Source organism: Klenkia marina, from assembly GCF_900101025.1.
GTDB classification, from domain to species: Bacteria; Actinomycetota; Actinomycetes; order Mycobacteriales; family Geodermatophilaceae; genus Klenkia; species Klenkia marina.
Genome location: NZ_FMUH01000001.1, coordinates 212,267 through 224,502, shown reverse-complemented (window position 1 = coordinate 224,502; position 12,236 = coordinate 212,267). Strand labels below are relative to the sequence as shown.

Annotated in this window: 14 protein-coding genes; 8 read left to right on the top strand and 6 right to left on the bottom strand. The window is 75.2% G+C overall.

Annotated elements, in window-relative coordinates:
* The first annotated feature begins 42 nt into the window (after positions 1-42).
* A complete protein-coding gene (locus BLP29_RS01180; protein WP_092799032.1) occupies positions 43-1,143 on the top strand; it encodes an alpha/beta fold hydrolase in 1,101 nt (366 codons plus the stop codon).
* A 3-nt stretch (positions 1,144-1,146) separates the two neighbouring features.
* Here BLP29_RS01180 and dapD read toward each other — a convergent pair whose 3' ends face one another.
* Entirely contained in the window at positions 1,147-2,121 is a 975-nt protein-coding gene (gene dapD, locus BLP29_RS01175) for a 2,3,4,5-tetrahydropyridine-2,6-dicarboxylate N-succinyltransferase (protein ID WP_092799030.1), read from the bottom strand.
* A gap of 37 nt (positions 2,122-2,158) precedes the next feature.
* On the opposite strand from dapD, the gene BLP29_RS01170 reads away from it, so the two are divergent.
* Genes BLP29_RS01170 through BLP29_RS01150 form a run of 5 tightly spaced genes read left to right on the top strand, consistent with a single transcriptional unit; the run spans position 2,159 to position 5,065 of the window.
* Positions 2,159-2,347, top strand: a complete 189-nt coding sequence (locus tag BLP29_RS01170; protein ID WP_092799028.1) for a hypothetical protein — start codon at positions 2,159-2,161, stop codon at positions 2,345-2,347.
* Between the two features lie 10 nt (positions 2,348-2,357).
* Positions 2,358-3,479: a succinyl-diaminopimelate desuccinylase gene (dapE, locus tag BLP29_RS01165; RefSeq protein ID WP_092799026.1), complete on the top strand. Its 1,122-nt coding sequence runs from the start codon at positions 2,358-2,360 to the stop codon at positions 3,477-3,479.
* Entirely contained in the window at positions 3,476-4,276 is an 801-nt protein-coding gene (locus tag BLP29_RS01160) for an LOG family protein (protein ID WP_092799024.1), read from the top strand. Before dapE ends, BLP29_RS01160 begins: the two co-directional genes overlap by 4 nt.
* 5 nt (positions 4,277-4,281) lie before the next feature.
* Positions 4,282-4,614 carry a DivIVA domain-containing protein gene (locus BLP29_RS01155; protein WP_243469608.1) on the top strand — a complete coding sequence of 111 codons (333 nt, stop codon included), beginning with the start codon at positions 4,282-4,284 and terminating at the stop codon, positions 4,612-4,614.
* On the top strand, positions 4,607-5,065 hold the full coding sequence (locus tag BLP29_RS01150; RefSeq protein ID WP_092799022.1) for an SRPBCC family protein: 459 nt from the start codon (positions 4,607-4,609) through the stop codon (positions 5,063-5,065). The genes BLP29_RS01155 and BLP29_RS01150 overlap by 8 nt, the downstream gene beginning before the upstream one ends.
* Here BLP29_RS01150 and BLP29_RS01145 read toward each other — a convergent pair.
* From BLP29_RS01145 to BLP29_RS01130, 4 genes are all read right to left on the bottom strand, one after another.
* Positions 5,041-5,499 carry a hypothetical protein gene (locus tag BLP29_RS01145; RefSeq protein WP_092799020.1) on the bottom strand — a complete coding sequence of 153 codons (459 nt, stop codon included), beginning with the start codon at positions 5,497-5,499 and terminating at the stop codon, positions 5,041-5,043. The two genes, BLP29_RS01150 and BLP29_RS01145, sit on opposite strands and share 25 nt — an antisense overlap.
* Positions 5,496-6,752 carry a molybdopterin-dependent oxidoreductase gene (locus BLP29_RS01140; protein WP_092799018.1) on the bottom strand — a complete coding sequence of 419 codons (1,257 nt, stop codon included), beginning with the start codon at positions 6,750-6,752 and terminating at the stop codon, positions 5,496-5,498. The genes BLP29_RS01145 and BLP29_RS01140 overlap by 4 nt, the downstream gene beginning before the upstream one ends.
* Positions 6,753-6,819: 67 nt before the next feature.
* Positions 6,820-7,470: a TIGR04282 family arsenosugar biosynthesis glycosyltransferase gene (locus BLP29_RS01135; RefSeq protein WP_092799016.1), complete on the bottom strand. Its 651-nt coding sequence runs from the start codon at positions 7,468-7,470 to the stop codon at positions 6,820-6,822.
* On the bottom strand, positions 7,467-8,120 hold the full coding sequence (locus BLP29_RS01130; RefSeq protein ID WP_092799014.1) for a glycosyltransferase family 2 protein: 654 nt from the start codon (positions 8,118-8,120) through the stop codon (positions 7,467-7,469). Before BLP29_RS01130 ends, BLP29_RS01135 begins: the two co-directional genes overlap by 4 nt.
* 61 nt (positions 8,121-8,181) lie before the next feature.
* Here BLP29_RS01130 and BLP29_RS01125 point away from each other — a divergent pair, with 61 nt between their 5' ends.
* Complete coding sequence (locus BLP29_RS01125; RefSeq protein ID WP_092799012.1) at positions 8,182-9,525, top strand: hypothetical protein; 1,344 nt, start codon at positions 8,182-8,184, stop codon at positions 9,523-9,525.
* Between the two features lie 73 nt (positions 9,526-9,598).
* Positions 9,599-10,486: a DMT family transporter gene (locus BLP29_RS01120; RefSeq protein ID WP_092799010.1), complete on the top strand. Its 888-nt coding sequence runs from the start codon at positions 9,599-9,601 to the stop codon at positions 10,484-10,486.
* Between the two features lie 45 nt (positions 10,487-10,531).
* On the opposite strand, the gene BLP29_RS01115 is transcribed toward BLP29_RS01120, so the two are convergent.
* Complete coding sequence (locus BLP29_RS01115; protein ID WP_133378952.1) at positions 10,532-12,196, bottom strand: HNH endonuclease signature motif containing protein; 1,665 nt, start codon at positions 12,194-12,196, stop codon at positions 10,532-10,534.
* Positions 12,197-12,236 lie beyond the last annotated feature (40 nt).

Here is a 12,236-nt window from a genome sequence, read left to right as displayed (position 1 = left end):
TGGTCACCGCTCCCAGAGTAGGCGCTGACTAGCGTGTGACCCGTGACCGCGCCCCTGCTGCCCGGTGTCCGGGCCACCCGCGTCGAGACCGCCCGGCTGACCCAGCAGGTGCTGCACCGCGAGGACGTCGACCCCCGCGCGGGCGGAGACGCCGTCCTCCTCGTGCACGGCAACGTCAGCTCGGCGCTGTTCTGGCAGCAACCGCTGCTCGCGCTGGCGCCGTCGTGGCGCGCCCTGGCGGTGGACCTGCGCGGCTTCGGCGGCACCGACCCCGAGCCCGTGGACGCCACCCGCGGGGTGCGCGACTGGTCCGACGACCTCGCCGCGCTGGTCGAGGCCCTCGGCGTCGAGCGGGTGCACCTGGTGGGCTGGAGCATGGGCGGGGGCGTCGTCCTGCAGCACCTGCTCGACCACGCCGAGCGCGTCGCCTCGGTGACCCTGGTGGCGCCCGTGTCCCCCTACGGCTTCGGCGGCACGACCGGCGCCGACGGTGCGCGGGTGCACCCGGACGGCACCGGGTCCGGGGCGGGCGGGGCGAACCCGGACTTCGTGGCCGCGCTGGCCGCCGGTGTCACGACCGCGGAGGCACCCACGAGCCCGCGGTCGATCTTCCGCGCCTTCTACGTCGCCCCGGACAGCCTGCCCGTCGACGACCGGCTGGAGGACGTCTACGTGGCCTCGATGCTGACCACCCGCACCGGCGAGGACCACTACCCCGGTGACGTCGTCGCCACCGACGCCTGGCCGGGTGCGGCTCCCGGGGCACGCGGCGTGCTCAACACGCTGGCCCCGACCGTCCTCGACGTCTCGGGCATCACCGACCTGCCGCTCAAGCCCCCGGTGCTGTGGGTGCGCGGCGACGCCGACCAGATCGTCAGCGACACCTCGGCCTTCGACCTGGCCTTCCTCGGCTCGATCGGCGCGGTGCCCGGCTGGCCGGGCGCCGACGCGTTCCCGCCGCAGCCGATGGTCGGGCAGACCCGCGCCGTGCTCGACCGGTACGCCGCCAGCGGCGGGGCCTACCGCGAGGTGGTGCTCCCCGGGGTCGGCCACGCGCCGCACGTCGAGCGCCCGCAGGAGTTCGTCGCCGCCTTGGTCGAGCACCTCACGACGCCGCCCGCGGAGCCCGCCGGCCTCACCTGAGCCTCAGTTGGCGTGCAGGGCGGCGTTCAGCGCGCCCCAGTCGCCGTCCCGGGGCAGGGCCTCGAGCGCACCGGACACCGAGTTGCGGCGGAACAGCAGCCCGGGCCGGCCCGAGAGCTCCAGCGCCTTGACCACGGAGCCGTCGGGAAGCGTGACCCGGGAGCCGGCGGTGACGTAGCAGCCGGCCTCGACGACGCTCTTGTCGCCCAGGGAGATGCCGATGCCGGCGTTGGCCCCCAGCAGGCAGCCCGACCCGATCGACACGACCTGCTTGCCGCCGCCGGACAGGGTGCCCATGATCGAGGCGCCGCCGCCGATGTCGGAGTCCGCACCCACCACGACCCCGGCGGAGATGCGGCCCTCGACCATCGAGGGGCCGAGCGTGCCGGCGTTGAAGTTCACGAAGCCCTCGTGCATGACGGTGGTGCCCTCGGCCAGGTGGGCGCCCAGCCGCACGCGGTCGGCGTCGCCGATGCGCACGCCCGAGGGCAGCACGTAGTCGACCATCCGGGGGAACTTGTCGACGTGGGTGACGGTGACGTGGCCGTGGGCGGCCCGGACCTTCGCCGCGCGCACCGGCGTCCAGTCGGCGGCCTCGACCGGGCCGGCGCTGGTCCAGGCGACGTTGGCGAGCAGGCCGAACTGGCCGTCGAGGCTCAGGCCGTGCGGGCGCACCAGACGGTGCGAGAGCAGGTGCAGGCGCAGGTAGACGTCGTGCGCGTCGACCGGGGCGGCGGCGAGGTCGGCGATCGTCGTCCGGACGGCGACCACCTCGACGCCGCGGGCGTCGTCGATGCGCAGCAGCGACCCGAAGTCCGGGCCGAGCTCGCCCTCGAGCTCCAGGGTGCCCAGCCGCTCGGTGCCGGTGGTCGCGACGTCGCCGAGGGCCGGGGAGGGGTACCAGGTGTCGAGGACGACGCCTGCGGTGGTCACGGTCGCGAGGCCGACGGCGGTGGCGCCGGTGGGTGCATCAGTCACGGTCGCCGAGGCTACCGAGGGCGGCCATCATGGGTCCGTGACCGACCGCCCCGTGCTGCTCGCCGCGTTCGCCGCCACCCTCGGCGTGCTGCTGGGCGTGGCCTCGGTGGTGGCGGGTGGGGCCGACGACTCCCCGGGCCTGCAGGGCATCGGCGTGCTGCTCGTCGTCGGCTCCGTGGCGCTGCTCGTCCGGTACGTGCGCAGGAGGGGGACCGGGCCCTCCTAGGCTGGCGGCCGTGACCGCTCCGGGGCTCGACCTGTCCGCCGACGTCCTGGCGCTGACCCGCGCGCTGGTCGACCTCCCCTCCGTGTCGGGCACCGAGGGGCCGCTGGCCGACCTCGTCGAGACCGCGCTGCGCGGGCTGGGTGGGCTGGAGGTGGTGCGGATCGGCAACAACGTGCTCGCCCGCACCGACCTCGGGCGCGACACCCGCGTCGTGCTGGCCGGGCACCTGGACACCGTGCCCGTCGCCGACAACGTGCCCAGCCGGCGGGAGACGGTGGACGGCGAGGACCGCCTGTACGGCTGCGGCACCAGCGACATGAAGGCCGGCGACGCGTTGATGCTGCGGGTGGCCGGGATGTTCGGCACCCCCGGCGCCGCCCCGGCCCGCGACCTCACCTTCGTGTTCTACGACAACGAGGAGGTCGAGGCGGTGAAGAACGGCCTCGGCCAGGTGGCCCGCGAGCTGCGCGGGTGGCTGTACGGCGACCTCGCGATCCTGCTCGAGCCGACCGACGGCGACGTCGAGGGTGGTTGCCAGGGCACGATGCGCGTCGTCCTCACCGTGCCGGGGAAGCGCGCGCACAGTGCCCGGTCGTGGCTGGGCGCGAACGCCATCCACGGGGCGTCCTCGATCCTCGCGGTGCTGGGCGCGTACGAGGCGCGCGAGGTCGAGATCGACGGGCTGCACTTCCACGAGGGCCTCAACGCGGTGCGCATCGAGGGCGGGGTGGCCGGCAACGTCGTCCCCGACGAGTGCCGGGTGACCGTCAACTTCCGGTTCGCCCCCGACCGCGACGAGGACGACGCCGAGGCGCACGTGCGCGAGGTGTTCGCCGACGCGCTGGCCGCCGGCGTCACCCTCGAGGTGACCGACATGTCCGGCGGCGCGCTGCCGGGGCTGGCCGAGCCCGCGGCCGCGGAGTTCGTCGCCGCGGTGGGCCGGCCGGCCCGCGCCAAGCTGGGCTGGACCGACGTCGCGCGGTTCGCCGCCTTCGGCATCCCGGCGGTCAACTACGGTCCCGGTGACCCGAACCAGGCGCACCAGCGGGGCGAGCACGTCCGGGTCGACCGGCTGCAGCCCGCCGAGGACGCATTGATCGCCTACTTGACGAGCACGGGGAGTGCGGCATGAGCGACAACGGCACCCGACGGGCCCGCACGCGCGGCCCGGTCCAGCTGCGCGGCGACGACCCCGACCCGCGCCGCGCCGGCACGACGACCGACCAGCGGCTGCTGGACTCCCGCGGCCCCTCGGACTGGGTTCACGGCGACCCGTGGCGTGTCCTCCGCATCCAGGCCGAGTTCGTCGAGGGCTTCGGCCTGCTGGCCGACCTGCCCCGCGCGGTCAGCGTGTTCGGCAGCGCCCGCACGAAGCCCGACGACCCGTTCTACGCCGCCGGGGTCGAACTCGGCGCCGCGCTCGCGGAGGCCGGCTACGCGGTCATCACCGGTGGCGGGCCGGGCGCGATGGAGGCGGCCAACAAGGGTGCCTGCGAGGCCGGTGGCATGTCGGTCGGTCTGGGCATCGAGCTGCCGTTCGAGCAGGAGCTCAACGAGTGGGTCGACGTCGGCATCTCGTTCCGCTACTTCTTCGTGCGCAAGACCATGTTCGTGAAGTACGCGCAGGCCTTCGTGATCCTGCCCGGGGGCTTCGGGACCCTCGACGAGCTGTTCGAGGCGCTGACGCTGGTGCAGACCACCAAGGTCACCCGGTTCCCGGTGATCCTGTTCGGCACCGCGTACTGGTCGGGCCTCATGGACTGGATCCGCGGCACGCTGGCCGACCACGCGATGATCTCGCCGAAGGACCTCGACCTCATCACGGTCACCGACGACGTCGCCGAGGCCGTGCGGGTCATCCGCGACGCCGAGGCGGCCCGCGAGGCCGCAGGGCAGGACTCGGGCGAGCCCGCCTCCGTCGAGGGCTGACCCCGGTGCTGAGCTTCGTCGTCTTCGTCGTCGGCCTGGTGCTGGTCGGCGGGCTGCTGTTCCTGGGCGCCTCGCTGCTGCTGGGCCGCGGGGAGACCCAGCCCCCGGCCGAGCTGGACCGCTCGCCGGTCGAGCTGCCCGACGACCGCCCGGTCACCGGGGACGACGTGCGGGCGCTGCAGGTGTCGGTGACCGTGCGCGGGTACCGGATGACCGAGGTCGACTGGCTGCTGGAGCAGTTGGCGCAGACCATCGACGAGCGCGACGTCGAGATCGCCCGGTTGCAGGCCGAGCTCGACGCCCGTACCCCTGCCGACGAGGAGCCCCGCAGTGCCTGAGCTGGTCGAGACCGTGGACGTCGCCGCGTCGCGCGAGCAGGTGTTCGCCGCGCTCGTGGACTGGACGACGCAGGGCGAGTGGATGCTGCTCACCGACGTCCGGACCGTGGACGGCGACGCGCAGGAGGTGGGTGGCCGCATCGAGGCGCGCACCGGCGTGCCGCTGCCCGGCGGACGACGGCTCGGCGTGCTCGACCGCATGACCATCACCGGCTGGGACCCGCCGAACGTGGTCGACGTCCGGCACACCGGCCGGGTGGTGCGCGGGACCGGCAGCTTCCAGGTGCGCGAGCGGGACGGCGGCTCGACGTTCGTGTGGGTGGAGACCCTCGACCTGCCGCTGGGGGCGCTCGGCCGGCTGGGCTGGCCGCTGGTGAAGCCGGCGTTCGTCGCCGGGGTGCGGCTGTCGCTGCGCCGGTTCGCCCGCTACGCGGAGTCGCGGGCCCGCTGAACCCGCAGCGCCGCCCACGCGGCGCTCACGGCCAGCACCACCCCGACGACGACGAGCAGCGTGAGCCCGTAGTCGCGGGGCAGGAACGAGGTGTCGCCCTCGTCGCCGCCGTAGCCCAGCACGAACGGCAGCGCGACCAGGGTGACCGAGCCGCTGATGGCTGCGCCCACCACCATGGGCGCGCGGGCCGGGCGGGGCAGCAGCGTGCTCGCGACCCACCCCAGGCCGATCCACAGCGGGGCGATGACCAGGTCGTGAAGCAGCGCACTGCCGACGAACCAGATGCCCCAGGAGATCTGGGCGGTCGTGCTGAGGTAGGTCCACAGGCCGTAGCCCCCCACCGCGACGGCGGCGAGCCCGGGCACGAGGAACAGCCAGCGCCACCACGGGGTGAGCGCGGAGTGCAGGGGCCGGCGCTCGTCGCTGCCGCTCACGAGCCCACGCCCGCGGCACCCGGGGCGATCCGGCCCAGCCACTTGGTCTGCATCGCGCCGGGGCGGTTGGGGGCGATCAACCGCACGGGGTATCCGTGATCGATGTCGAGCTCCTGGCCGTTGACCTGCAGCGCGAGCAGGGTCTTCGGGCTGTCCGCGTGCGGGCGGCCGACGGTCGACACCCGGTAGGAGCCGCCGGTCTGGATGGACTCGACGTGCACGACGGTGCCGCGCGGGTGCCCGGCGGCGGCCAGGACGTCGCGCAGCCGGGGGCCGGTCCAGTCGGCGCTGGCGCTCCAGCCCTCGACGCAGGCGATCGGCAGCCGCTCGGTGTACTGGGGCATGGCCTGCAGGTCGGCCAGGCTGAGCGACAGCGGCGTCGGACCCTCCACCACCAGGCGGAACGCGGGGTCGACGGCGGACTCGGTCACCCCGGCGGTGATCGCGGTCTGGTTCACCGGCAGGCCCTGCGGGCCGACCCCGGGGATCCGGGGGGCCAGCACCGAGACCTGCGCGAGCGGGGAGATGGTCTGGCCCCACTGGGTGATCGCGACGGCGCCGGTGGCCAGGGCCGCCGTCGTCACGAAGGCCCGGCGGCTCACCGGGCCGGTCTCCTCGGCCTCGGTGGCCGCGTGGGCGGCCTCGACCTCGGCCGGGGCGAGCCCGGCGACCGAGGCCGCGCTGCCGCGGCGGGCCAGCCCGCGCCGGATCTGGGGGGCCAGCGCACCGACGTGGGTGAGCACGGCGCCGACGGCGACCCACCCGGTCCAGTAGTGCGCGACCTTGAACGAGAAGCCGAACGGGTACCACTGGCTGATGTTGACCAGGCCGGTGACCAGCATGAAGACCGCGCTGCCGACCAGCACCAGCAGGCTGAGCCGGGAGACGGCCTTGGCCGGGGTGGCGGCGGGTGGCCAGCTGAACAGCTTGGGGTAGACGGTCCAGAGCTTGACCAGCAGCAGCGGGACAAGTGCCAGGCCGACCATGACGTGCGTGCCCTGGGTGACCTGGTAGAGCCAGACCGGCGAGGCGGGGAAGACGAACCAGCTCGGCGGGTGCTGCACGAGGTGGCTGAGCAGGCCGGTCAGGAAGCACACCACGAAGCCCGAACCGAGCCAGACCCCGACCCGCGACGCCCGCCGCTCGGTGTGCAGCGGGCTGCGGAACGCGCCCTCGGCGAACGGGCCCCGCCTCAGCGCCGTGGGCGGGTCGGGCAGCCGGGCACCCAGCACGCGGTCCAGTGGTCGTGTCACGAGACTCCTCATCGGCTGGTGCAGTGCCTGTCGAGAGGGTTCGTGCCGCGGGGGCACTCCGGACTGGTCAGATCGATGCGGCGATCTCCTCGACGGTGCGGCGCATGCGGCTGTCCTCGGGGCAGAGGGCGGCGACCTCGACGGCCTCGGGCCAGTGGTCGACGTCGGTGAGCACCGGCAGGTCGACCACGGTCAGCCCGGCGGCCTCCAGCGCCGCGCGGGTGTTGGTGGCGGTGTCCTCGCGGGACATCGGGACGTCGGGCAGGACGGCGGCGGCGTCGGGGGAGTGCACGCCCAGCGCCCACCAACCACCGTCCGGGGCTACGCCGAGGGCCGCCGTCCCCGGGCCCGCGGCGACCAGCCGGGCCAGGCAGTCGGTGAGCAGCTCGGGGCTGATCTGGGGGGTGTCCATGCCGACCAGGAGGGTGGGCAGGTCGCCGTCGCCGTCCATCGCGGCGGCGAACGCGGCGGCCAGCCGGGTGCCCAGGTCGCCCTCGACCTGCGGGACGACGACGAGGTCGTGCAGGTCGAGGTCGCCGGGGGCGCCGTCGAGCGCGACGACCCGGCGCTGCACGGGGGTGGCCCGCACGACGTCGAGGGTGTCGGCGACCGCGGCGGCGGCGATGGTGCTGGCCTGCAGCGGGGTGCAGGGCGGGGTGAGCCGGGTCTTGCTCCGGCCCGGCACCGGGGCCTTGGTGATGACCAGCAGCTGGGTCATCGGGCCAGCACCCGGGACATGTCGCGCACGGTCTTCACGGTGCCCAGCACGGTGCCGGTGACCTTGGACTTCGTGCCGTCGGCGCGGGGGTGGTAGTCGACGTCCAGCTCACGGATGCGCCAGCCGGCGTCCGAGGCCCGGGTGACCATCTCCAGCGGGTAGCCGAAGCGGCGGTCGGTGATGCCCAGTGCGAGCAGGTCGGCCCGGCGTGCGGCGCGCATGGGGCCCAGGTCGTGCAGCCGCAGGCCGGTGCGCCGGCGCATGAGCACGCTCAGCGCGGTGTTGGCCACCCGGGCGTGCGGGGGCCAGGCGTCCCGGCTCGTGGGTCGACGGCGGCCGAGCACCAGGTCGGCCTCGCCGGCCTCGACCGGTCCGGCCACGCGGGGGAGCTGCTGGGGGTCCATGGAGGCGTCGGCGTCGCAGAAGCAGACGACGTCGGCGGTCGCGGCCTCGAGGCCGGCGTGCGCGGCGGCGCCGAACCCGCGCTGCGGGACGTGGACGACGGTGGCCCCGTGGTCGGCGGCGATCTGCGCGGAGCCGTCGGTGGAGCCGTTGTCGGCGACGATCGCGCGGTACCCCTCGGGCAGTCGGGACAGGACCCAGGGGAGCGCCCCGGCCTCGTCGAGGCAGGGGAGGACGACGTCGGGCACCCGTGGACGCTAACCGCGCTCCCCGGGCCCCGCCCGGTGAAGGCACCTAGAGTCCGGCGGCGTGACCAGCGCGGAGCCGACCACGTCCCGGGTGCGGCGGGGGCTGCCGTTCGTCGCAGTCGTCGGCGCGGGCCTGTTCGTCTGGCTGATGACGACGATCGGCCGGCACCTGGCCGAGGGCGGCACGGTCCTGCACCTGCTCGGCGGCTACGTGCTGCGCGGTGGGTGGGAGGTCGTGCTGACCCCCCGGGTGCTCATGCCGGTGGCCGTCGCGCTCGTCGTGGTGCTGGCCGGTCCGGCGCTCGCGGCCCGCGTGCGGTTCGGGGCGCTGGCGGCGGGGTCGGCGGTGGTCGCCGCGGGGTGGGCCGTGGCCCTGGCGCTGACCAGCGGGTGGCACCGGCTGCCCGAGCCGCTGTCGGTGGTCTACGAGTACCCGAACGACGTCCCGCGGGTGGGCTCGATCGGCACCTTCCTCGCCACGTTCACCGACTTCGTGCCCGCGGACTCCGCCGACCCGTGGACCACCCACGTCGCCGGCCACCCGCCGGGTGCGCTGCTGGCCTTCGTGCTGCTCGACCGGCTGGGCCTGTCCGGCCTGGGCTGGGACGCCGCGCTGTGCATCGGCGGTGGCGTGCTCGCGGTCCCCGCTGTGCTGCTGACGGTCCGCGCCGTCGCCGACGAGGCCCGGGCACGGGTGGTGGCTCCGTTCCTGGTGCTCGCGCCCGTCGCGTTGTGGGTGGCCACCAGCGCCGACGCCTTCTTCGCCGGTGTCGCCTCGTGGGGTGTGGCCGGCCTGGCCACCGCCGCGGTCTCGACGGGGTGGCGCCGGGACGTGAAGGCGCTGGCCGGGGGTCTGCTGCTCGGGCTGGCGCTGTTCCTGTCGTTCGGGCTCACCGCGCTCGGGCTGGTGGCGGTCGTGGTGGTGCTGGTGCACCGCGGGCGCATCGGGTGGGCCGGCGTGGTGCGGGTGCTGGGGGTCGGCGCGGTCGGCGTCCTGGTCGTGGTCGCTCTCTTCGCGCTCGGCGGTTACTGGTGGCTCGACGGCTTCCACGCCGCCGGTGACCGGGTGCGCTCCGGGCCGTCGTACGCCAACCGGCCGCTCGGGTTCTTCCTGTTCTCCAACCTGGCCGCCGCCGTCCTCGCCGTCGGGCCGGCCGCGGTCGCCGGGTTGGCCTGCCTGCGCCGGCACCGGCTGGCCCTGCTGCCGCTGGCCGCGCTGGTCGGGATCCTCGCCAGCGACGCCACCGGCCTGGTGCGCGGGGAGACCGAGCGCATCTGGTTGCCCTTCTACGTCTGGGTCCTCTGCGCGACCGCCTTCCTGCCTGCGCGGCAGCTGCGGCTCTGGCTCGCGCTGGGCGCCGTCCTGGCGATCGGCATCGAGGTGACCGTCCGCACCGAGTGGTGAGGTGGCCGGATCCCGGCGATGACTGGCAGCGGGGCATGCGGACGCCGGGCCGACCACGGCGCAGGATGAGCGGGTGAGTCGTCGGGGTTGGGCGCTGTTCGTCGCCATGTCGGTCATCTGGGGCGTGCCCTACCTGCTGATCAAGGTCGCCGTCGGCACCTTCGACCCGGTGCTGGTGGTCTTCGCCCGCTGCGTGCTCGGCGCCGTCCTGCTCGTGCCGCTCGTGGTCGCGCGCGGGCAGCTGCGCGGGTTGGCCCGGCACTGGCGACCGCTGCTGGCCTTCACGGTGCTGGAGATGACCGGGCCGTGGCTGCTGCTGAGCATCGCCGAGCAGACGCTGTCGTCCTCGCTCACCGGCCTGCTGGTGGCCAGCGTGCCGTTCGTCGCCGCGCTCGCGGGCCGACTGGTGGGCGGGGAGGAACCGCTGTCCCGGGTGCGGATCGCCGGCATGCTGCTGGGTGTCGTGGGCATCGTGGCGTTGCTCGGACTCGACGTGCGGGGCGCCGAGCTGGTGGCCATCGGGGCGGTCGTCCTGACCGTCATCGGGTACGGGACGGCCCCGCTGATCATCAGCCGCCAGCTCGCCGACGTGCCGGGCGTGGCCGCCAGCGCCGTGGCGCTGTGCGTGACGTCGCTGGTCTACGCGCCGTTCGCCGTCCCCCGCCTCGGGCAGCTCGACGGCGCCCCGCTGGATGCGGTGGCCGCGGTCGTCGTCCTCGGGCTGGTCTGCACGGCGCTGGCGCTGGTGCTGTTCTTCCGGCTCATCCGCGAGGTGGGTCCGCAGCGTGCGCTGGTGATCACCTTCGTCAACCCGGCGGTGGCGGTGCTGCTCGGGGTGCTGCTGCTCGGCGAGCCCTTCACCGTGGGCATCGCAGTCGGTCTGCCGGTCATCCTCGTCGGCTGCGTGCTGGCCACCCGCCGCACCCGTGCCCCCGACCCCGTCCCGGTCGCCCCGGCCTGATCCTGTCCCTGGCCGGGGCGTTCCCACGGAGACGCCCCGGCATCCTCACGCTGCCTCGGCGGCCGTCCCGGCGGTCTGCTGGCGGCGCAGTGCGGCGCGGTTGTCGAGGAGGACGCTGATCGCGTAGCCGATGCCGAGGCGTTCGCCGTTCGCCTGCCAGGCCGCCGGGAGACCGCCGTCCGGCAACGGTTCCGGTGGTCGGCCGTCGTCGGCCGAGGACCACACGGGCGCGCCGTCGGAGGTCCACGCCGACAACGGGCCGTGCGGGGTGCGCCGCAGCGTCAGGTCGAGGTCGTGGACCAGCCCGTGGCAGCGGTCGCAGAGCAGGACCAGGTTGTCGACGTCGGTGCGCCCACCCGTCAGCCAGGGCACCACGTGGTGGGCATGCAGCCGTTCGGGCCGGGTCTCGGGGCAGGCGGGCCGGGCGCAGCCGCCGTCGCGCAGCAGCAGGACGCGGCGGTGTGCGGTGGTGGCGAACCTGCGTGTGCGGCCGCAGGCCAGCACCTGGCCGTCCTCCACCAGGACGACGGTCAGGGCGGCGTCGCAGGCCAGCCGGCGGGCCTGGGCGGGGCTGAGCGCGGCGACCCCGTCGAGCGTGGCCTGCCCGGCCGCGGCGTCGTCGGCCAGGACCGCGGCGTCGACCCGCACGACCACCTCGCGACGGGCCGGGTCGCCGGGGCGGGTGTCGACGGCCCCGGCTCCGGCCCGCGCCAGGTCGATCAGCGCGGAGGTCCGGGCGACGCTGACCCTGGCCCGGCGGGCAGCCGCGACCTCCTGGCCACGGCCGGCCGCGCGGTCGTCGGACAGGTCGTCCCCGGCGACCCAGCCGGACCAGTCCAGCGGTGCGCTGTCCACCTCGGTCGAGCCGTTGCGGGCGATGCGCTCGCGGCGGCTCAGCACCTCGGCGCGGTGCTCGACGGCGGCGACCAGCTCGGCGGCGTCCTCGGCGGCCAGCCGCAGGCGCAGGGTGACGCTGCCGTCGCCCTCGTCGTGCCAGTCGAACCGTTGCTCCCACTGCGGGACCGGGCGGGTGGGGTCGGCGCCGTCGGGCCAGGCGTCCAGCCACACCGCGGCGGCGGCCTCGCGCCCGGCGGCTGCGGCGGCGTCCTCGGAGGCGCCGTCGGCCAGGGCTGCGGCTCGGGCCTCTTCCCCGGCAACCTCGCTGCGCAGACGAGCGCCCCGGGTCTGGGTCTCGTCGGATCGGCGCCAGCCGGCCACCACCTTCTCGAGCTGGGCGGCGGTGCAGTGCTCGGCGACGCGGAGCAGCACCTCCTCGGTGTCGGCGTCGGCGACGCGGGCGATGGCCCGGGCCTTCGCGAACGAGATGGCCCCGCCGGCGAGCTGCTCGGTGACCCGGGGGAGAGACGGCAGGGCGCGGGCCAACCGCACGTGGTCGCGCGCGGTGCCCGGGCTGATGCCGCACTGCCAGGACAACCAGTGCGCGCACGAGGACACCCCGGGCACGGCCCAGCCCCGCCGGCGGTCGAACTCGGCCACCAGCACCAACCAGGCCGCCGTCGCGGCCGAGATGGCCACGGCTCCTGCGCACAGCCGCGCAGCCAGCTGGGGCAGCGGCACGGCGTCGCTCGGCCGTTCGTGCTCCCACTCGTTCGTCGGGGGCACCCGGACCTGCTCGTCCGGCACGGCCGGGTGGGGGAGGTCGGTGGGCCCGGGGGCATCCCCGGCCGGGTCCTGCGGCACTTCCGGCACGGTGGCCACCTCTGCTCTCGTTCGAACACCTGAGCGAAGA

What these genes read in the sequence shown, in the direction of transcription:
- BLP29_RS01160 (WP_092799024.1), top strand. Translation starts at nt 3,476, where the DNA reads ATGAGCGACAACGGCACCCGACGGGCCCGCACGCGCGGCCCGGTCCAG.
- BLP29_RS01135 (WP_092799016.1), bottom strand. Translation starts at nt 7,470, where the DNA reads ATGACCCAGCTGCTGGTCATCACCAAGGCCCCGGTGCCGGGCCGGAGC.